The following is a 21,514-nucleotide window of genomic DNA, read 5'->3' as shown; positions in this document are numbered from 1 at the left end:
CCGCGTGGGATGCGACCTATCGCTTGTGGCAATCCAATCTACGCTGAACAATTTCAATCCACGCATCCGCGTGGGATGCGACTTTGCAGGGCTTAATTGATATTGACAATTGGTCAATTTCAATCCACGCATCCGCGTGGGATGCGACAAGTAAAAGTATTTTCTTTATGAGAGTCAATGGCATTTCAATCCACGCATCCGCGTGGGATGCGACGGCAGTCTTTCGGTGCATGTCGCCACCTGTTCGATTTCAATCCACGCATCCGCGTGGGATGCGACCAAGAGCAAGATGATATGTACGAGGATTGGGCAATTTCAATCCACGCATCCGCGTGGGATGCGACCATATTAAACGGTTTAGCTGCAGGCTTGATGTCATTTCAATCCACGCATCCGCGTGGGATGCGACGCCTAAATTGCGGCTTACCCAGTCATGAGTGACATTTCAATCCACGCATCCGCGTGGGATGCGACTCTAGGTTCCAGTAATGTCTCGTCATTCGGCATATTTCAATCCACGCATCCGCGTGGGATGCGACAGCGAATCCCGAACAAAAATAGCATAATATTGTACTTTTTGTTCTAAAACTCGCTATTTTCTTTAAATAAATAAAGAACACTTAACAAAAATACACAAAATCCACAAAAAAAACAGTGAAAAACCGGTGCGAATGTATATGGAATTCTATGTTCACTATACATTCGCACTAAAAAATCAAAGGTCCTTCCAAATCTATTGATTCTTTTACACCAATATGTTCTACTTTTGTTTTATAATTATTACCTAACTGATAGAATCTAAGACTATCTTGATTGTGGTCAATGATATCGGCAAGTTCATATTTTAATGCTGTAAATTGTGCAGCATCCACAATACATTCAAACACTGAGTTTTGAACCCGCTGACCATAGTTTTGACACACTTTTGCAACCTTCCGCAATCTTTTCTGCCCCGAACCACTAACTGTACTGACATCATACGTAATTAACACTAACAAATATTACACCTACTTCCACAAAAATGGTGGGTATTCATCTAGATCATTACGCAAAAACCGAGCCAACAATATGGCTTGAGCATGTGGCACTAAGCCCCAAGATATCTTTTCACTTAGATATGGATGTGTTATCTTTTCTTGCTTTCTATTTTGCCAAGCGGCTAAAAATTTCTTCCTAGCCTCCTCCGTCATAATAACAGCACCATTTTCTTTCCGATAAAAATCGTCCTTATTTACAACTTTTTTATTAATTAATGATAGTACAAAACGATCTGCATAAACCCCTCGCAGTTCTTCCATAACATCTAAAGCCAATGATACCCTTCCTGGCCGATCTCTGTGCAGAAAACCAACATATGCATCAAGGCCTACTCCTTCCAATGCCGATGCCACATCATTTGCTAATAATGTATAAGCAAATGATAGCATAGCATTTACATTATCCAACGGAGGTCTTCGTGAACGAGAATGAAAATAAAAATCGTCTTTTTGTTGTAAAATCATCTGATTAAATATTCTATTGTAACTAATAGCTGCTTGCCCTTCTAAACCTCTTAATCTTTCTAAGTCATCACAAACTCTTACTTCCTGAATAAGAGATGATAAATGTCGAGAGATTTCTTTAAATTGGGAGACATCTATCCGCAATGGATAATCTCTAGTCATTCTTTCAATTATCCATTTATTATTGTATATTTTTCCAATAATAAAATTCCTAGCAATCTTAGCTGACACGTCTTCATCTTCAGACATTAAATATTGTTTCTTTCTTAAAACAACATTGCCTTTACTTTTTCCAATCACTCTTGCTAAAAATCGTCCATTCATTGTTAGAAATACTAATGAAATATTTCTTTCAGCACAATAACCCATTAGTGCCGGACTTGCACCAGTGTAACCAAAGGAAACAATGGATTCTAAGTTATGGAGAGGTACCCTCCCCAACTTTTCCTGATCCTTTAATGCTACGACATTATCTCCCTCCAATGATAAATAAACATCGGTTTGAGTTATAAATAATGTATTAAGGAGCTTTTTCATTCATTGATCATCCCTTCAATATAACTTTTTACCGAGCGTTTATTCATTATTTTTGGTAAACAAATATCTTGAAGGGAACAATTATTGCAAAAAGATCCAGTCTTTACTTTCGGTGTATAGTTGCGCTTATAATATTCATGCATTTCTTTAAAAATAGATCTTACTTTATTTTTTATTTCATTTGTTAATGGCACTTCAACTCTATGCTTTGTTTCGTTATAAAACAAATAACCTCTGTTAATTTCACAAAGTAGCATTTCCTCTAAACACATCGCTTGTGCTGCCAATTGTAAAACATCCGAATCATTCATTTTAGGCTTCCCACGTTTATATTCTACTGGATAAGCGACATACTTTCCTTCTGCACCATCAATTTCAACGCCACTATTATCTTTAATGAACTCCACTACATCACATATTCCTGATATTTTAAGTTTACTAGATTTAACTGGCATCGCTCGTACAATAAGTCGATCCCCTCGTTTTTCTCTGATATAAGGATTATCAGCCTTTTCATGAAGGTGCTGCCCTTCGATTGTTCTAACATTTTCTTCCCACTGCTGTTCAATATGGATTAAAGCCCATTGGCGTTTACAAAACTGAAAATGCTGAATGCCAGATAACATCAGATAATTATCTTCATCATAGTCCATCAATAACCTCAACCTTTAATCCTTCTAGTTCTTTTAAAGTTATTGTATAATCAGCAATTGTTTTTGGTTCTTCAACATTGCTTTCAATGTCTAATGATCGATGTACTTTAGCTGAAGAATATTGACCAAGTTTTGAATTATGCTCCCACCAGTAGACCTTGTGTACTTCCATACTTCCATCTGGGCGTGCTGACGAAACGTCATTTTCAAACAATGTAACAAGAGCTTGTTTAATTTTTACTGCGTCCTCATTAGTAAATCCAGTTTTTTCTGCCAGTTGTGTGTTAATACTGCCATAAAAAACATAAACTCCAAAATCAACACGGTGCTTCATTCCCATTGTGTCAGACCCTTTGTCCTTTCCCGGTTCCGAATTGACACTTTTCGTAATTTGCATACTTGTAATATCAATTGGATCAATACTCGTTGCCGTTTGTATAGAAACCGGGCCCCTTACACCTACAGAGACACCAGATCCTGAACCTGCACCTTTAAAGGCAAAAACTTGACCAAAACAACGAACATCCATCCATTCTCTGCATGCTATCGTCGCAAATTCATCCACTGAACTGTCTTTTGATTTAAAAATTTTATTCAGTTCTGGTTTAGAATCGGCACGCTCTCTTAAACTTTTGAAATTATCTACAGTCCTATCATTTGATTGTACAAAAATAGATGCACCCATATCCTGCAAGCGATTTCTAATTTTCCTCTTAATTGCTACATCAGAAATTTCACCATGGCCATCATAATTTTGTCTAGGGCGATTGCCATTTAACGGATCTCCATTTGGATTGGCTTTTGTTACAGATAACACAACTGCAAAATCAATTTTATGGTCTAAAATAGTCATCTTCTTTTTCCCCCTGCTAGTTTATAGATTCTTCAATAGAATCACTTTTTTCCTTTTTTTGATATAATTCATGGCGCTGGCTGTAAAATCCTAATAAATATTTACCTGATAGTGGTTTATTATTAAAGTCTTCATAGTTTATTCTTGAAGCCACTTCATCTATCATTTTTGATAAATATAATCCCTTTGTTCCAAGTCTTGCTTGATATGGCTGCAAACTTTCCTGAATTGTTTTCCAAGTTCTTGCAGGATTTTTAGAAAAGGAATTCATATAACGAATTGCATTGCTTGACCTTGTTTCTTCGGAACCTAACGCACGTCTTTCCAAAACATCAGCAATTGCTAATAAACGGCCAAATAAATAGTCACGATTATTATTTTCAGTATCTAATGCCACTTTATATCCCTCCTTTTTATTAATTAATGCACATGTAATACTAAGCGTTTTTTCCCATTCCCACTTTTCCATCGCTACTGGATTTGAAGCCCGATATAATGCACTTCTAACAATATCCAAAGGTATAATTTTGTCATCAATAATACAAGGAAGCATACGCTCCATCAGTCCTTTAACTACTTTATCACTCGCTTTAGGCCCATATGTAGCAAAGGCTATATCTTTAGTAGCTGGAGCCCCATAAAACTGAACATATTCACCATGAGCATCTTTCCGATATCGGTGAAGCCATTTGCAAGTTGAATGCCACTTTATTAATCTATTTAAATAAAGTTCTTTATCCATATTTCGATAGTATAAAACTGCCATTCGACCTGTTGTAGCTGAATCCAGTATTAATATATTTACATTTGCTTTAGTCGACAAATTACTTTTAAATCCGTCTAAAGCTTTGGCAACTTCATTTGCAAATCCTTGGTTTGTAAAAGATATTCGTTCTTTTCTTTCAATTATTGTTGGATCTATTGAGAAAGTATCTTCCATAGGATCAGGTATCTCAGAACCGTCATTACCCCAAACCAGAAACACGCGATTATCGACTATTTTCCCTTGCCGGTTAATTAGCCATTTCAATGCATTATGCGCTTTTTGGGAAACTTCATAGCTGATGCTTGCTACTTCATCGCTATTGTTGAAGCGACCCCTAAATGTAAATCCGCTGGAGTCATTTGACGAAATTAATTTCGCCTTGTCTGCCGGGTTTCTTATTTTGTTCGCATGTTTGTCCGTACTTGGCGATCTTTTTCCCGTTACATAGCAAAGATCCTCATCCCCTAATAAATCTTTATAATATCGAATAAAAGAATCATACATCTCTTGATCCTTCCATACCTTCGTTAAGATCTTATTTGGTGAATAAACATTAAATCGAATAAACGCACTTTCCTGTTCACCGCTAATAACTGAAAATATCAGAGGTTTTTCTTTATGCACAGATTCATATTTTTTATCCCATTTCTCTATCAAGTTACCTTTATCATCTAAAAATAAAATCCCATTTTCAACTAAATCTTTAATCAATTGTTTTTTAGACAAATAGGTATAAATACTTTTAACTTTTGCCGTGGCATATGGAGATTTAGCCCATTCTTCTAATTGCTTAATATAATATGTAAACGGCTCTTCTCTTTTAATTTTGCCACCATATGCAACAAAATCGCCCGCTACATAGCTTAATTTATCATGCAATGGATAAGGTGCAATTTTTGAGCCAGCACGGCTTGCTGAATCTTCAGTACATGGAATTAATGTACCAGCATCATTCTTATCAATAACCCTAGCAGAATGAAATTCCCCATCTTCTGTTATTTCCACTTCAATATGGGCATTTTGAGTTGTATGAGAGATAGGCAAAAGTGTAAATTCCTGGTCATTATACTTTTTTTCAATTATCCCTACCTGATCTAAATTAGATTCATAGGTTTCATATAGATTTAATAGCCAACTCATTGATTCCCCCCCTCTTCAAGCATATTTAATAGATTTTCAACTGCTTCAACATTTGAATCATCAAAATGCTTCGGATTCATATAGTTAATTTTTCGGATTTGTGTGCACTGATCAGGTCTTATAAATTGGATAATCCCGTTTTTCATCACTGGATTCCAAAGCCGTACTTCCATTTCGTTTCTCCCTGTCTCGTCGGGATAATTAATACCATGAACCATTGTACCGAAATGAATTTCACCATCATAATTGTCATAAAAGCCTTTATCTTCACCAAATACACATGGTTCTACATACGCTTGACATTCTCTAGTACCTAGGAAAGTATCCCTTCGTCCTCCAGCGTTAAGAGAACGCACTAGTATGTTATGGTGTTTATGCTCGTTACGGTCAAAAGCCATATCCGGGCGATGGGGGTTAAATATAAAATGAGCTCTAACTTGATAGCGCACATCCTTTAAATACGTGTAATTTGCAAGTGTATTTCCACCACCATATTCAATTGGTCGGATACCTTTTGATTCCATTCGTATGGCCTCCATGATTCTGACTTCATCCACAACCATTAACAGTGTTGGCTTCCAGTAGATTGACTCAACAATCCCTTTTAATGCCTGATACGTAGGTACCTGATACGAAAGTTTTTCACCACCCATTTTTGTAAGAGGATCAGTGAACAGGGCGTACTTACCATAAACTTCAAATTCTATTGCATTTCGCATAATCTCACCTCTCTAACTTTCTGATTTTTCACTTAACTATATCTTATCCTATTATAACCACAAAATCAAATTAAATCATATATTATATGAATTATAGATAATACTTTCTAAATTTGTTATAATGAATTGTCGCTTTTAAAGCGTGGATTGAAAAATATAATATATTATTTGAAAACCTATCTTAAAGCAAAGATAGGTTTTTAAAATATATTCAATCCAGACCAGCTATCGTTTTCAAGATCAAGTCCAAATTCCTGATTATATGCCCCTTCTTTTAAAGCTAAAACTTTCCCTTCGAGGTAAGGGACTAACGCATTATTTTTATCTAACAATTTTTTCTCATACTCATATACACTAATCGTATATTGCTGAGCCTTCCGCAATAATCGCGTCAGGTCCTCAATTGATCTACTACTGTTTAATTCTGCAATAATATCTTTTCCTTCTCCATAAGGAACAATAACTGAAGTCGTTTTATCATCAATAACGCGAAAGTATTCTGCGGCTGTTTTATAACTATTTACAATGAATAAAGGAATATGCTTCTGCTCATTATGAAGATAGTCTTGATAAAAACTATATTTTCCTTTTGTTGCAGTCAATAACTCCATCATTTCCTTTTTTAGCTTTGGAATATAGTAATTCAAATTGCCTTTAAAATCAGTGTAATACTCTTGAAAATACCGCTCCATAGCTTGCGTAGATAAAACATCTCCACCATGGCATGTATTATCTCGTTTCATATCAATTAAAATTTTTCTTGCCACTTGCTTTCCTACTTTTATCTCTTTTAAGTGCTTTAAATTCTCCTCTTCATGATCAATAACATATACATTTCGTATTTCGTTTTCACCATGCCTATTGCATCTACCCGCTGCTTGTGCAATTGAGTCTAATCCGGCTAAGGAACGAATGACACAATCAAAACTAACATCTACACCAGCCTCAATCAGCTGTGTGCTAATAACAATTAATTTATTTCCTTCCCTAAGGTGTTCTCTTATTTCTTTTAATATATTATTTCTATGTGTAGCACACATTGATGTGCTTAAATGATAAAGAGGAATGCCATTTTCCTTTTCTTTTAAGAGATTATACAAATTTTTAACAACTGTTTTTGTATTTAAAATGACTAAAACATTTTGAACTTCTTCCATTATGGTTTCAATAAAATCATTAAGTTTTTCGTTATTAAATGTTTCAGATGTTGCTTTATCTATAATTTCAACCCGCTTAAACGCATCAATAACATTGTCCAGATTGTTAACAATTTCATTATCAGTATTTATCTCAAGTTTGTGTTCAACGAAATCCAAAGCTGGCTGGGTTGCAGTACAAAGAATGATACTAGTACGAGCATATATTTTAAGGAAATTTAATGCTTGGTTAAATAAAGATACACATGAAATTGGCACTTTTTGTACTTCATCAAAGATGATGATGGACTCGCTTAAATTATGCAGTCTTCTAATATTTCTACTTCCTTTAGCATAAAAGACATTTAAAAACTGGACCATTGTTGTAAATATGATCGGAGAATCCCAATTATCTTTGGCTAGTTTTAGTTTCTGTTGCACACTCATCCTACCTGATTGGCTTTCGTCATCAATATTAATATCATCAATCACATTAGAATGATGTTCTAGTATATTTCCGTCATCCAATAATATTTTTCGAACCTCTTCAGCATTTTGTTCAATGATTGTTGTAAACGGAACAACATAAATAATCCGCTTTTTGTTATACTTTATAGCATGCTTTAATGCATACCTTAAGCTAGCCAATGTTTTTCCACCACCAGTAGGAATAGAAAGTGTATAAATTCCAGATGGGTTCTCTGCAAATTTCTCACATTGATTAGACATCTCTGTTCTTAAGAGATTTATAGGTGTATTAGCTTTCGGATGCGATTTATACGAATTCATTTTTTTCATTAATCTTTGATAGTACGTATCAAATAATTCCTGGTAATCAACATTAGTTTCGGTTTCAGTTGTCTTATTTTCTTCAAATAATCTTGTATTAGTTCGGTCAGCATCAATTAACGCACTGAAGATAAATTTGGTTAAAAACATCAATTGCTTTTCATTATGTTCTGATGACTCTTTTGCGAGAAATTTTTCAACTTCAGTAGCAGCATCTTCAACATAACTATCAAATTCAGATTTATTCATAACATTGTTAAAAAAGTATTGCTTAGTCATTTCAAAATTCGTTATTTCCTTATCACGTACTCTACTTAAATAATTTGATTCTAAATTGGGATTTAAAAAATCTTGAAGATATGAATGGTGTGAAATAATTGCATTTCCAACAATTTCAGCGACTATCCCTTTATACCGAGAAATATTGTCTGTATGGAAAAAGTCATATAAAAGTTTACCACCTGCAGTTGAATGATCAACACTACCTCTTTTAGGTGGAGCATCAGGATTCTTTACCGCTTCCAATATGTAATCTGTAAATTCATTTGAGCATTTCCCCAAGTCATGAAGTACACCAGCAAGACCAGTAAGATGTTTTACACCAAGCTTTTCCCCAAAAGATTCTGCCAAGTTTTTTACTTCTAATAAATGTTGTTCAACAGTTTGTATTTGGTTATCACTTTCACGAATATGAGCAATAAAAGTCATCTTTTCCCTCCACATTAAGAAAAATTTTTTAGTAAAATTCCATACTGAAGCATTTTTGCATAAATAATTTTACTACTGTAATATTAATACAATTTTCGGTACACTTTTCCAAATCCCTTTACTTTTATATTACATTTCGAAAAATTGTCATAATTCAGAGAGACATTTTTCTATAGGTCTTGAAAGAGAAAACACTAATAACAAAGGTGAATTTATAAAGTTTATTTTGGAGAACTTATGGAAAGCAAAAAAGTAATTTGATATTTAAAGAAATAAAAACATAACCAAATGATCCTTGCCCTAAAAAACAAGCACCACCAATAGAGTTTTGCTACTCTTAATTAGTGGTACTTGCTATTACATTTGCAAAAAATATTTACCCAAACACAACCGTTTTATTCTTAAATGCAATAACTCGATCTTCCAAATGCCATGTTACTGCTCTTGCTAACACACTGCGTTCAACAGAACGACCGATTCGTTTTAAATCCTCGGCATTATTACTATGATTGACACGCTGCACCCCTTGTTCGATGATTGGTCCTTCGTCCAAATCATCTGTCACGTAATGGGAGGTTGCACCAATGATTTTTACTCCCCGTTCATACGCGCGTTCATAAGGTCTTGCACCAATGAATGCTGGCAGGAATGAATGATGGATATTGATTATTTTTAACGGTTGAGCAGCGATGAACTCTGGTGAAAGAATTTGCATATACCGTGCCAACACAGATACATCTATTTTATATTCCTCTAGTAGTTTTAATTGTTTTTGTTCAGCCTCTTGCTTAGTTTCCTTTGTCACCGGGATATGATAAAAAGGAATGCCTAATTGCTCCACTGTTGGTCCAAGATCAGGATGGTTGCTAATGACAACAGGAATATCTGCGACTAAATCCCCTGCTTGCCACTGCCATAGTAGCTCCATTAAGCAGTGATCCTGTTTGGAAACAAATATCGCCATCCTTTTGATGTGATAGGCGTAGGCAAAATGCCAATCCATTTTGAAGTTTTCTCCGATAATTGAAAATTCCTCTTCTAAATGTTTTTCTCGTTCAGATAGATTTGGCAATATAAATTCTACTCTCATAAAGAAGCGTCCGCCGCCTTCTGGATCTATCGAATACTGATCCGATTGCAGAATATTAGCCCCATGATCAAATAAAAACTTTGATACGGCTGCTACTATCCCTGGTTGGTCGGGACATGATATTAAAAGCCGTGCCTTATCCTTATTATTTTCTTGAAAAAGTTGTATCTTGCGTTGTCTTAAGCTTGTCATTTCTACCTCCGATGTAAAGTTTCAAAATCTTCCAATATAAAAAACTATTCATTTTGAATTAGTAATGGATAAATCAGATTATACTATAATAAGGTAGCCATTTCCTATAACTTTGCAAGTAAAGTCAGCATAGAATTAAGATATCTAAAAAAAGATTTTTTATAGTGTTTAAACTGAAATGGCTAATTAAACGTTTATTTAACAACTATCTTTATAATCGGATGTTGCCAATATTTATCCATCATTTACACCTTGAATTTTCTAACTATCTCATTTAGCTCCTCAGCCATTTTAGACAATGAAGAAGATGAGGCTGTGATTTCTTCCATTGATGCAAGTTGTTCTTCCGTTGCTGCTGACATGTTTTGGGTTCCAATTGCAGCCAAATCAGCGGTTTCAGCAATTAATTCAACTGATTGAGCCATTTGCTCCGCACCTACTGCCATTTTTTGAACGTCTGAGACAGCTTCTTGTATCTGAGAAGTAACTTCAAGAACTGCCTGTTTTATTTGTTCGAATAATTTACCAGCATCGTGAACAAAATTTATTCCTTCCGTTACTTTATTCGTTGTATCCTCCATTGCTTTTACTGTCTCGTTCGTATCCGATTGGATAGTTGAAATGAGCTGAGAGATTTCTTGAGCTGAACCTGCTGACTGTTCGGCTAATTTACGAACTTCATCAGCAACAACAGCAAATCCACGCCCATGTTCCCCTGCCCTCGCAGCTTCAATGGCCGCATTCAGTGCTAGTAGATTTGTTTGTTCGGCAATCCCTGTAATAGCTGCAACTATTTTGCCTATTTGATTTGAACGTGCGCCTAATGTTTTAACCATCACCGAAAGTTCTTGAACTGTTTCATTAATTTCATTCATTTGGGCAACAATAGTGGCCACCGCTTTGTTTCCTTCTACTGCCTTCTCTGAAGTATGAAGGGCTGTAGATTTTACAACTTCCGAACTAGTGCCAAATTGGCTTAATGAAGTTGACATTTCATGAACAGTTATTGAGGTTCCCTTCACACTTTCAGCTTGTTTAGCTGTTCCAATAGCAACCTCCTGTACTGTTAAAGCTATTTGCTCTGTCGCCCTTGTGGTTTCCTCAGAGCTTGCGGTTAACTGTTCAGATGCCGCTGCCACTTGTTCGGCACTATAACCTACCTGTATTATTAATTCGCGTAACTTTCCAATCATGTTATTGAATGAATATGCCATTTCACCGAGTTCATCCCTTGAATCTAAATCAATGGTCTGAGTAAGATCTCCTTCTCCTTCAGCAATTTCTTTCAAGCGTGCATTCATTATAGTAATCGGTTTACTAATGGATCTAATGATGAAAAACGCTATAATAATTCCAGCAATAGTAGATAATAGAATGGTTGAAATTAGTATATACGCCTCCGTTTTTTGCTTTTTAGCTAATAAAATTTTATCATTATTTATTTCACTAGTAATTTCACTTATAGTCGCTTCAATACTTGGATCCAATAATTTTTTACGGATGCTTCTCTCGTCTTCAAAATGGATTTTATAGGCCTTTTCCCTTTCCCCACCTAAAAATGCTTCTACCATTTTATTATTTTCTTCTTTATAGACTAAGAAGTTTTCTTTAATTTTATTAATAGGCTCTTTATCTAAATGTCGCATTTTTAAAAGGTTTTCAAAATATCCATTTATTTCTTCAACTTTATCAACTATTCCAGAAATTAATTCTTCATCTCCAGTAAGAAGAAGGGATCTTTCATCATTGGATAAACCAGTGATTCTATACTGCAGTGATTTTAGCATTAGTTGTATTTCTTCATCCTCTTGCATTTCAAGATATGCTTCCCCCGCACTTTTCAGCTGGCGGGCCGAAAGTAAACCTGTAATGATTAGTCCCGTAATTAATAATGATACTAACAAAATTAATTTAACTTTAATTTTCACAAAAATCCTCCTCTTACATTCCAAATCTCGAGGTAAAAATATAGCCAAATATAGCAGTATAGTTTTATTAATATAATTTTATATCAACCTTTATTTGAATTATATAATATATCACAAACAATGACTAATCATAACAAATAGTGAATTTTTATAAAACACGAAGAGCACCCTTACCAATACATTTTGCTGCATCAGTAAGGGTGCTCACTTTACAAGGTTGCAGGCCAAGGGACCCATCCCCTAGGGCTCGCTACTCGATTACAATTTCTCCAACTCTTCCGCAATCAGTTGGTTAACCATTTGCGGGTTGGCTTTTCCTTTTGTTGCTTTCATGATTTGACCTACAAAGAAGCCTGCGGCTTTTTTGTTGCCGCTCTTATAGTCTTCAATTACTTTTGGATTGCTGGCAACTACTTCGGCAACGATGCCACGTAGCTTACCTTCGTCCGAAATTTGCACTAGACCTTTTTCTTCAACAACTCTTTCAGGATCGCCGCCGTTTTCAACTAACTCTTTGAAAATATCTTTGGCAATTTTTGAAGAAATCGTTCCTTTTTGAATTAGACCAATTAATTTTGCTAATCCCTCAGCTGTTAGCTTCACATTATGCAACTCAACGTTGTTAGCATTCAAATAAGCTGAAAGCTCACCCATAATCCAGTTGGATGCTTGCTTCGGCTCTGCACCTGCTGCAACCGCTGCTTCGAAGAAATCAGAAGTTTCCTTTGAAACAGTTAAAACAGCAGCATCATAGGCTGGTAAGCCAAGCTCGCCAACATAACGCTCACGACGTGCATCTGGAAGCTCAGGAATTTCAGCACGAACACGATTCATCCATTCGTCATCAATTCGAATATCAACTAGGTCAGGCTCAGGGAAGTAGCGATAATCATCGGAACCTTCCTTGACACGCATTAAGATTGTTTTCTTCTTCGCATCATCATAACGGCGTGTTTCCTGCTGAATGACACCACCTGCGATAAGCACTTGTTCTTGACGTCTTTCTTCATATTCCAAGCCATCGCGCACGAATGCAAAGGAGTTCAAGTTCTTTAATTCCGTTTTAGTACCAAATTTCTCTTGGCCAACAGGACGAAGAGAAATGTTCGCGTCACAGCGTAAAGAACCCTCTTCCATTTTACAATCAGACACACCTGTATATTGAATGATAGACTTTAATTTTTCTAAATAAGCATAAGCTTCTTCGGGTGAACGCATATCAGGCTCAGATACGATTTCAATCAGCGGTGTACCTTGACGGTTTAAATCCACTAATGAATGGCCATCACCTGTGTGTGTTAGCTTACCAGCATCCTCTTCCATATGAATTTGCGTAATTCCGATTCGTTTCTTTTCCCCGTTCACTTCAATATCGATCCAGCCATTTTTCCCAATTGCATTTTCAAATTGAGAAATTTGATATGCTTTCGGATTGTCTGGATAAAAGTAGTTTTTGCGGTCAAATGTTGTATTCTGCGTAATTTCACAATTTAATGCCATGCAAGCCTTCAATGCAAACTCAACTGCTTGACTGTTGACTACTGGAAGTACACCCGGATGCCCTTGGCATATCGGACAAGTATTGCTGTTAGGGGCTGCACCAAATTCATTTGGACAATCACAAAAGATTTTTGTATTTGTTTTTAGCTCAACATGGACTTCAAGTCCAATGACTGTTTCAAAAGCCATTTCTCGTTCCCCCCCTTACAGATTCGGTCTTTGACGTGTAAAATCAGTTGCTTGTTCATAAGCATGTGCTACACGGTAGACCGTACTTTCATCAAAGTGCTTTCCAATGATTTGTAAGCCGATTGGCAGACCTTCACTTGAAAATCCGCATGGAACTGAAATTCCTGGCACACCTGCAAGGTTCATAGGAATCGTTAAGAGATCTTCAACGTACATTGTTAACGGATCATTTGTTTTTTCACCAATTTTGAAGGCTGGTGTTGGGTTTGTTGGTCCAAGGATGACATCATATTTTTCAAACACTTTGTCAAAATCATTTTTAATTAATGTACGTACCCTTTGTGCTTTTTTATAGTAAGCATCATAATAACCGGCACTTAATGCAAAAGTTCCAAGCATGATGCGGCGTTTTACTTCCTCACCGAAGCCTTCGCTGCGTGAATTTTTATATAACTCGATAATATTTTTCGCATTATCAGAACGGACACCGTAGCGGACACCGTCAAAGCGTGATAGGTTTGCAGATGCTTCTGAAGAAGCTAATAAGTAATAAGTTGCAACAGCATATTTAGAATGTGGCAGTGAAACCTCTTCCCATACAGCACCTTGTGCTTCAAGTACCTTCAATACATTCATAACTGCTTCTTTAACATCTGCACGAACGCCTTCGCCAATATATTCCGTTGGAACAGCGATTTTCAAGCCTTTTACATCTCCTGTTAAGGCTGATAAATAATCAGGTATTTCAACATTAGCTGATGTTGAGTCCATTCTGTCATGTCCAGCGATTGTTTGTAATATGTAGGCATTATCTTCAACGCTTCTTGTAATTGGACCAATTTGGTCTAATGAGGAGGCATAAGCCACTAATCCAAAACGTGATACTAATCCATATGTAGGCTTCAAGCCAACGACACCACAAAAAGCAGCTGGCTGTCGAATAGAGCCACCTGTATCAGATCCTAATGCAAATGGTACTTCACCTGCTGCAACTGCCGCAGCAGAACCACCACTTGATCCACCTGGTACATAGTCTACATTCCAAGGATTTTTTGTTGGATAAAAACCAGAGTTTTCATTTGATGAACCCATCGCGAATTCATCCATATTACATTTACCAATAATAATAGCTTCAGCATTATGTAATTTTTCTGTAACAGTTGCATCGTATACAGGGTCAAAGTTTGCTAGAATTTTGCTGGCACATGTTGTGCGAAGCCCTTTCGTTACGATGTTGTCCTTCACACCGATTGGCATTCCAAACAATAGACCGAACTGATCCTTTGCACCAATTTCGCTATCAAGCTTTGCTGCCTGCTCTCTTGCTGCTTCTTCATTTAATGTAATAAATGCTTTTACTTTATCTTCTACTTCACCAATTCGCTTGTAAGACTCGTCAACAAGGTCGGTAACAGTAATTTCCTTTTTATGTAACATTCCATGTAATTCTGAAATTTTGTTTTCAAATAAAGACATGCTTTGCCCTCCTCTCCTTATTCAATAATTGATGGCACTCTAAATTGACCGTCTCTTTGTTGTGGCGCATTTTTCAATGCTTCCTCTTGTGTTAGCCAGTGACGTGCAGTATCTTCTCTTAACACATTTTTAATGTCTAAAACATGTGTTGTTGGTTCTACATTTTCTGTATCAAGCTCATTTAAAAGTTCTGCATATTCAATAATCGCATCTAAATGCTGAGTGAATTTTTCTGCTTCTTCCTCTGTAACCGCTAAACGGGCTAAATGCGCAACGTGCTTTACTTGTTCTATTGAAATTCGTGACATACCGTTCCCCCCAATCTTATGTAAAAATGTAATTATAGATTAGTCTACTAAATTAGACATAATTCATTAGCACAATACAATGATAATACCAAAGATTTGTGCAATTGTTCAAGATATGTCGAGATTTGCTTAGGATTGATGATGAAAACGAACCAATTATTGCGACCAGCCTTTGATCGGACTATATAGGAATCTTGATATTTCACATACTAAGTCTCCAAGCGTTAAGACACGAATGTTGTCTCACTTCCTGAACTACCCAGATGTTCATTCGTGTTAGCTTAGAGACTTATTGCTTACTGAAAATTAGTAAGTCCGATCAATAGCTTGGGAGCAATAATTGGATTAGTGGATGGAACACTAGAACCGTCCCCATGTTCCATTACCTATAAATATGAACAAATGGTTTTTCCTCGCCGCCATTCCACCTTATCAGCGCTTCCTGCCCATCAATGGAGGTTATATAAACCTGAACAGATATGTATGGAGGAAAATGATCTAGCATAAGCCCTGTAATATATTCTGTGAAGCCGATGATTTCCGCTTTCCCATAAAACTGGATTGGAATATCAATTGTCATTTCCTGCAATTGATCATCCACATAGTAGCCGCGGCCGACTACACCAACAAAGTTCGGAAAATACTGTTCAATATCGCTTTTAAAGTTAATCATTCGTTGATAGTCATCGTAATAGGAGTCTTTCCCTTCTTGAGATGGGAACAGAACGTACCGCTCATTAATTTTTTCCCATTTAGAAATTGAATTGCTGTTTCCACTAATATAAGTCTTTGCAAAGAAATTTCCTGGTACAACAGATTCCCTTGGTTTTTCCTGAAATAGTGCGATAACGATTGGGACACCATCTAACGCCTTGATTCCATGCAGTCTTTGCAAAACTTGTGTAGCAATTGCTTTTCCTTGCTTTTCAATTTCCTCTAGTGGTATTGGTTCCTCTCTTGGATACCCCATTGTTGGCTCATTAAAATTATAAACAGATTTTAATGCTAACCCAATAACGACCCCACCGAGTTCTACCTTATTTTCATTGTCCTTTTTTAAATAATTATGCTCCATGACATGGGAAAGGTATTTCGGATTTTGCCGAAACTGCTCAGTAGTTGCTGTTTTTTCATTTAATGGCGGATTCAAACCCTCCGTATTTTTTTCACTCTGTCTTCCAACCCATTCCTCTACCATATCAGAGGTCACATATTGTCCTTCTTGAAAATAATAATTATTTGGATCAAAATGTTCCTGTGCCACTCGCATTAAACCCATTTCGATCTCATCGATATCCAAACGGTTATAAACCGTGTAATTTACCAAGCCTCTAGCCTTTCCAGTTTTGAATGGTAAAATTGTTCGATAATATTCATCTGAGATTTTATATTTTGGAATGATCGCTTGTTCCGTAGTTTCTTCTGTTTTTTGAACAATTTCTTCATCTTTTCCAAAATTAGGGGTACATGCAGTTAATACTAGTAAGAGGACTAGTAGCACTTGAAAACTTTTTTTCATTTTTTTAGCCCCCTTTTATCTCTTTAATTCTTGAAGCATTCTTGCCTCATCCCAAACTTCTAATCCTAGCTCTAATGCTTTATCAAGCTTTGAACCGGCATCTTCCCCAGCAATGACAATATCCGTTTTTTTACTTACACTGCCTGTTACCTTTGCTCCGAGTGCTTCTAATTCTTTTTTAGCATCGTTTCTACCCATCTGCTCAAGCTTTCCGGTCAAAACAATCGTTTTCCCTGCAAAAATCGAATTGATTTCTTCAACATTTACGATTTTTGGTCCTTTATAGACCATATTGACATCATAGGATTTCAGCTCATCAATCAATTGACTAACTTCATTTTTTTCAAAATAAGTGACAACGGAATCAGCCATTTTTTCACCAATTTCATTAATATTGATTAAATCTTCCATTGTTGCTTTTTGCAAAGCATCGATCGTTTCAAATGCTTGAGCTAACGTTTTGGCTGCTTTTGCCCCAACATGGCGGATACCTAAGCCAAACAACAATTTTTCCAACGAATTGGACTTCGAAGCTTCGATCGCATTTAATAAATTATCAACCGACTTCTCGCCCATTCTTTCCAACTTTAAAAGCTCATCGCGATCGAGCCTATAAATATCGGCAACATCTTCAATTAAATTGGCAGCAAATAATTGAGTGATGACCTTTTCCCCTAAGCCCTCAATATTCATGGCATTTCGGCTTACAAAATGAATGAGGCCTTCACGAATTTGGGCATGGCACTTTGGATTAATACAACGAAGAGCCACTTCATCCTCTAAACGGACTAGCTCGCTGCCACATTCCGGACAGCCTGTTGGCATCATAAAGTCCAGCTCATCGCCTGTACGTTTTTCTTCAACAACACTAACAACTTCGGGGATAATATCGCCTGCTTTTTTAATAATGACATAGTCACCGATTTTAATATCTTTTTCACGAATTAAGTCCTCATTATGCAGAGAAGCTCTTTTCACTGTCGTACCTGCCACACGAACTGGTTCTAAAATCGCAGTAGGCGTTACTACGCCAGTACGACCGACACTTAGCTCAATATCAATTAGTTTTGTCATTACTTCTTCAGCCGGGAATTTATAAGCGACCGCCCAGCGCGGGCTCTTTGCTGTTGTTCCTAGCTGCTCTTGTTGTTCGAAAGAATCTACTTTTACAACAATACCATCAATTTCATAAGGAAGGTTTGGACGCTTCTCCATCCACCCCTCTATAAATTGAATAACTTCATCCATATTAGCGCATCTTCTTCGTTCAGGGTTTGTTTTAAACCCAAGACGTTCTAAAAAGTCAAGTCCATCACTATGTGAATCGATGGGAAGTTCTTCAGTCGAGCCGATGCCATAAAGGAAAATATCTAAATTTCGTTTCGCTGCAATTTTCGGATCAAGCTGCCTTAAAGAGCCTGCTGCCGCATTACGCGGATTTGCGAATAACTCTTCCCCGTTTTCTTCCCGCTCTTGATTTAATGCTTCAAAAGAGCGCTTCGGCATAAAAGCCTCGCCGCGAACCTCGATATCAATATTTTCTTTTAACCTTAACGGAATCGATTTAATCGTCCTAAGGTTCATTGTAATATCCTCACCAATGTAACCATCGCCACGGGTAGCCCCTTGCACAAACAAACCGTCCTCGTAGCGAAGTGAAATCGCCAGCCCATCTATTTTCAACTCACACACATAGGAAACTTGCTCGCCGATATCCTGACGAACACGGCGGTCAAAATCACGCAAATCTCCCTCATTAAAGGCATTCCCAAGACTGAGCATCGGCACACGATGTTCCACTTTTTCAAATGACGAAAGTGGCTCACCGCCAACACGCTGGGTTGGGGAATCTGCTGTTACAAGTTCAGGATACTTTTCCTCTAATCCTAATAATTCCTGCATCAGCTTGTCATATTCAGCATCAGGGACTGTCGGTTTATCGAGCGTGTAATACTCGTAGCTGTATTGATTTAACAAATCCTTTAATTCACCGATTCGTTTTTTATCTTCTTGTAAAGTCATATAGTACCTCTCTATCAAATACGCCTTGGCGTATTTGCGCCCAGATTTTTTTCGATCTTGCTCGAAAAACTACCTTTAAAAAATCCGAGGCATCCGCCGGAGGCTTTAATTTTATTCAGCAGGGATTTAACTCCCCCACTGAATTGCATACTGGTTTTCTTTCATCCCACCACTTATGGAAGTGGTGGATACCGCTGAATAAAATTAAATCTTTGTAATTGGTGCGAACTGCGCTAACAGTCTCTTAATACCGGTTGGCTGTGGAAAAGCAATATCAAGCTCTTTATCCGTACCTTCCCCTTTAACACTCACAACCGTACCAATGCCCCATTTTTTATGTTCCACTTTATCACCGACACGCCAGCCAACTTGGTCTCCACCTGTTTTTGTTGCAACAGGGCGAACAACCGATTGCTGAATTCTTGGCTTTGACACTCCAAATGGCGTCGCAGCAGTTGGTTGTCTTTGTGTTTGTTTAGCAAACTCTTCAGCAAGGTTTTCGATTAACTCATCCGGAATTTCACCGATAAACCGTGAAACAGGGTTCATTTGCGTACGTCCAAATAGAGTTCTCATCCGGGCGTTTGTAAGGAACAATTCATTTTCAGCACGTGTAATCCCAACATAGGCAAGACGTCTTTCCTCTTCCATTTCCTCGTCATCCATTAAGGAACGGCTATGCGGGAAAACACCTTCCTCTAAGCCCATTAAAAATACAACTGGGAATTCAAGTCCTTTTGCTGAATGAAGTGTCATTAACATAACAGAATCCTGACTGCCTTCTTCTTCCTTATCCGCCTGGTCAATGTCAGAGATTAGCGCCAAATCTGTTAAAAAGGATACTAAGCTCTTATCTTCATTTGTTTTTTCAAAGTTTTTTGTAACAGATAAAAATTCATCGATATTTTCAAGTCTACCCTCAGCTTCTATCGTCTTTTCAGCCTTCAGCATGTCGCGGTAGCCTGTTTTTTCAAGAACCTCTTCTACTAATTCAGTCACTGATAAAAATTCCTGCATTTGATTCCAGTTACGAATCTGGTCACGGAACTCTATTAATGTATTTGTAAATCTTGCTGAAAGACCCATGAAGTCTACTTCATTTAATGCTTCATTAACAGACATACCCGCTTGAAGGGCATATTCACCAATCTTGTCCAATGTTGAAGCACCAATCCCTCTTTTTGGAACATTAATAATCCGGGCCAGGCTTATATCATCATCAGGATTAGCAATCAGGCGTAGATAAGCTAGAAGATCTTTAATTTCCTTGCGATCATAGAACTTCATGCCGCCGACGATGTTATATTGAATGTTGGATTTTAGTAAAACTTCCTCCATTACCCGAGATTGGGCATTTGTTCGGTATAAAATCGCAATATCTTGGTAGCTGTGTTTTCCGCTCTCGACGATTTCTTTTATTTTCCCTGCTACAAAATGGCCTTCATCCCGCTCCGTATCACCACGATAATAGACTAATTTTTTACCTTCATCATTTTCAGTCCATAGTTTTTTCGGCTTCCGATTTGAGTTTTTTTCAATCACTTTATTGGCTGCATCCAAAATTCGCTTCGTTGAGCGATAGTTTTGCTCCAGCATAATGACGTTTGCATTTGGATAATCCTTTTCGAACGATAAAATATTGGCGATATCCGCGCCACGCCAACGATAAATGGACTGATCGGAGTCACCAACTACACAAAGGTTTTTAAAGCGGGCAGCCATTGATTTCACGAGCATATATTGCGCTCTGTTTGTATCCTGGTACTCGTCAACATGGATGTATTGGAACTTACGTTGATAAAATTCGAGCACTTCCGGAACACGGTCAAAGAGTTGAATCGTCATCATGATGAGATCATCAAAATCCAATGATTGATTTTTCTTCAATCTGTCCTGATAGGCTTTGTAAACATCACTTATCGTATTTCTGTAGTAGTCACTAGCACTTTTTTCGTACTCTTCAGTTGTAATAAGCTCATTTTTAGCACTGCTTATGGACCCTAAAATCGTCTTTGGGTCAAATTTTTTCGGATCGATATTTTTTTCCTTCAAAATTTTCTTGATTACTGATAACTGGTCGCTTGTATCAAGAATCGAGAAATTACGATTCATACCGATTCGATCAATATCCCGACGTAAAATTCGCACACACATCGAGTGGAAAGTCGAAATCCAAATTTCTTCTGCCGTTGGTCCAACAATATTGGCAACACGGTCCTTCATCTCGCGGGCAGCCTTGTTTGTAAATGTAATCGCAAGGATATTCCATGGAGCAACATCCTTCTCACTCATTAAGTAGGCAATGCGATGTGTCAACACTCTTGTTTTTCCACTACCCGCGCCTGCCATAATGAGCAAAGGGCCTTCTGTTGAACGTACTGCTGCCTGCTGCTCAGGATTTAACCCGCTTAATAACCTTTCACTTGTTTGCAAAACGAACACTCCAATCTTAGAAAAGCGCAAGCGCCTTGTTCATCGCCGTACAAA

General features: G+C 37.2%; 15 protein-coding genes and 1 CRISPR repeat array. All 15 genes read right to left on the bottom strand.

All coding sequences use genetic code 11. The annotated features are described in order from the left end of the window. Positions 1-50 precede the first annotated feature (50 nt). Positions 51-539: direct repeats of the CRISPR family, unit length 32 nt; unit sequence ATTTCAATCCACGCATCCGCGTGGGATGCGAC. 168 nt (positions 540-707) lie between these two features. Further along, entirely contained in the window at positions 708-998 is a 291-nt protein-coding gene (gene cas2, locus BAZO_RS11040; protein ID WP_003331593.1) for a CRISPR-associated endonuclease Cas2, read from the bottom strand. Positions 999-1,007: 9 nt separating this feature from the next. Then, on the bottom strand, positions 1,008-2,039 hold the full coding sequence (gene cas1c / locus BAZO_RS11035) for a type I-C CRISPR-associated endonuclease Cas1c (protein ID WP_003331592.1): 1,032 nt from the start codon (positions 2,037-2,039) through the stop codon (positions 1,008-1,010). Next, complete coding sequence (gene cas4 / locus BAZO_RS11030) at positions 2,036-2,692, bottom strand: CRISPR-associated protein Cas4 (RefSeq protein ID WP_003331591.1); 657 nt, start codon at positions 2,690-2,692, stop codon at positions 2,036-2,038. The genes cas1c and cas4 overlap by 4 nt, the downstream gene beginning before the upstream one ends. Further along, positions 2,682-3,545: a type I-C CRISPR-associated protein Cas7/Csd2 gene (gene cas7c, locus BAZO_RS11025; RefSeq protein WP_003331590.1), complete on the bottom strand. Its 864-nt coding sequence runs from the start codon at positions 3,543-3,545 to the stop codon at positions 2,682-2,684. The genes cas4 and cas7c overlap by 11 nt, the downstream gene beginning before the upstream one ends. A 16-nt stretch (positions 3,546-3,561) precedes the next feature. Next, on the bottom strand, positions 3,562-5,451 hold the full coding sequence (gene cas8c / locus BAZO_RS11020) for a type I-C CRISPR-associated protein Cas8c/Csd1 (protein ID WP_003331589.1): 1,890 nt from the start codon (positions 5,449-5,451) through the stop codon (positions 3,562-3,564). After that, complete coding sequence (gene cas5c, locus BAZO_RS11015; RefSeq protein WP_003331588.1) at positions 5,448-6,170, bottom strand: type I-C CRISPR-associated protein Cas5c; 723 nt, start codon at positions 6,168-6,170, stop codon at positions 5,448-5,450. The genes cas8c and cas5c overlap by 4 nt, the downstream gene beginning before the upstream one ends. Positions 6,171-6,370: 200 nt before the next feature. Continuing rightward, the gene (locus BAZO_RS11010; protein WP_003331587.1) at positions 6,371-8,803 is read right to left on the bottom strand and encodes a CRISPR-associated helicase/endonuclease Cas3; all 2,433 of its coding nucleotides are present in this window, start codon (positions 8,801-8,803) and stop codon (positions 6,371-6,373) included. Between the two features lie 376 nt (positions 8,804-9,179). Beyond that, positions 9,180-10,085 (bottom strand): formyltetrahydrofolate deformylase, encoded by a 906-nt coding sequence (gene purU, locus BAZO_RS11005; protein WP_003331586.1) that lies wholly within the window; start codon positions 10,083-10,085, stop codon positions 9,180-9,182. 245 nt (positions 10,086-10,330) lie between these two features. Beyond that, on the bottom strand, positions 10,331-12,013 hold the full coding sequence (locus BAZO_RS11000; RefSeq protein WP_003331585.1) for a methyl-accepting chemotaxis protein: 1,683 nt from the start codon (positions 12,011-12,013) through the stop codon (positions 10,331-10,333). 258 nt (positions 12,014-12,271) lie between these two features. Further along, positions 12,272-13,702 (bottom strand): Asp-tRNA(Asn)/Glu-tRNA(Gln) amidotransferase subunit GatB, encoded by a 1,431-nt coding sequence (gene gatB, locus BAZO_RS10995; protein WP_003331583.1) that lies wholly within the window; start codon positions 13,700-13,702, stop codon positions 12,272-12,274. A 15-nt stretch (positions 13,703-13,717) separates the two neighbouring features. Further along, positions 13,718-15,178 (bottom strand): Asp-tRNA(Asn)/Glu-tRNA(Gln) amidotransferase subunit GatA, encoded by a 1,461-nt coding sequence (gene gatA / locus BAZO_RS10990; protein WP_003331582.1) that lies wholly within the window; start codon positions 15,176-15,178, stop codon positions 13,718-13,720. A gap of 17 nt (positions 15,179-15,195) precedes the next feature. Then, positions 15,196-15,486, bottom strand: coding sequence for an Asp-tRNA(Asn)/Glu-tRNA(Gln) amidotransferase subunit GatC (gatC, locus tag BAZO_RS10985; protein ID WP_003331581.1), 291 nt, complete (start codon positions 15,484-15,486; stop codon positions 15,196-15,198). Positions 15,487-15,868: 382 nt separating this feature from the next. Further along, positions 15,869-17,005 carry a CamS family sex pheromone protein gene (locus tag BAZO_RS10980; RefSeq protein ID WP_003331580.1) on the bottom strand — a complete coding sequence of 379 codons (1,137 nt, stop codon included), beginning with the start codon at positions 17,003-17,005 and terminating at the stop codon, positions 15,869-15,871. A 15-nt stretch (positions 17,006-17,020) separates the two neighbouring features. Then, positions 17,021-19,027 (bottom strand): NAD-dependent DNA ligase LigA, encoded by a 2,007-nt coding sequence (gene ligA / locus BAZO_RS10975; RefSeq protein ID WP_003331579.1) that lies wholly within the window; start codon positions 19,025-19,027, stop codon positions 17,021-17,023. A 204-nt stretch (positions 19,028-19,231) separates the two neighbouring features. Next, positions 19,232-21,460 (bottom strand): DNA helicase PcrA, encoded by a 2,229-nt coding sequence (gene pcrA / locus BAZO_RS10970; protein ID WP_003331578.1) that lies wholly within the window; start codon positions 21,458-21,460, stop codon positions 19,232-19,234. Positions 21,461-21,514: the final 54 nt, after the last annotated feature.

Source organism: Schinkia azotoformans LMG 9581, from assembly GCF_000307855.1.
GTDB classification, from domain to species: Bacteria; Bacillota; Bacilli; order Bacillales; family Bacillaceae_J; genus Schinkia; species Schinkia azotoformans.
This window is presented reverse-complemented; position numbering and strand designations above follow the sequence as displayed.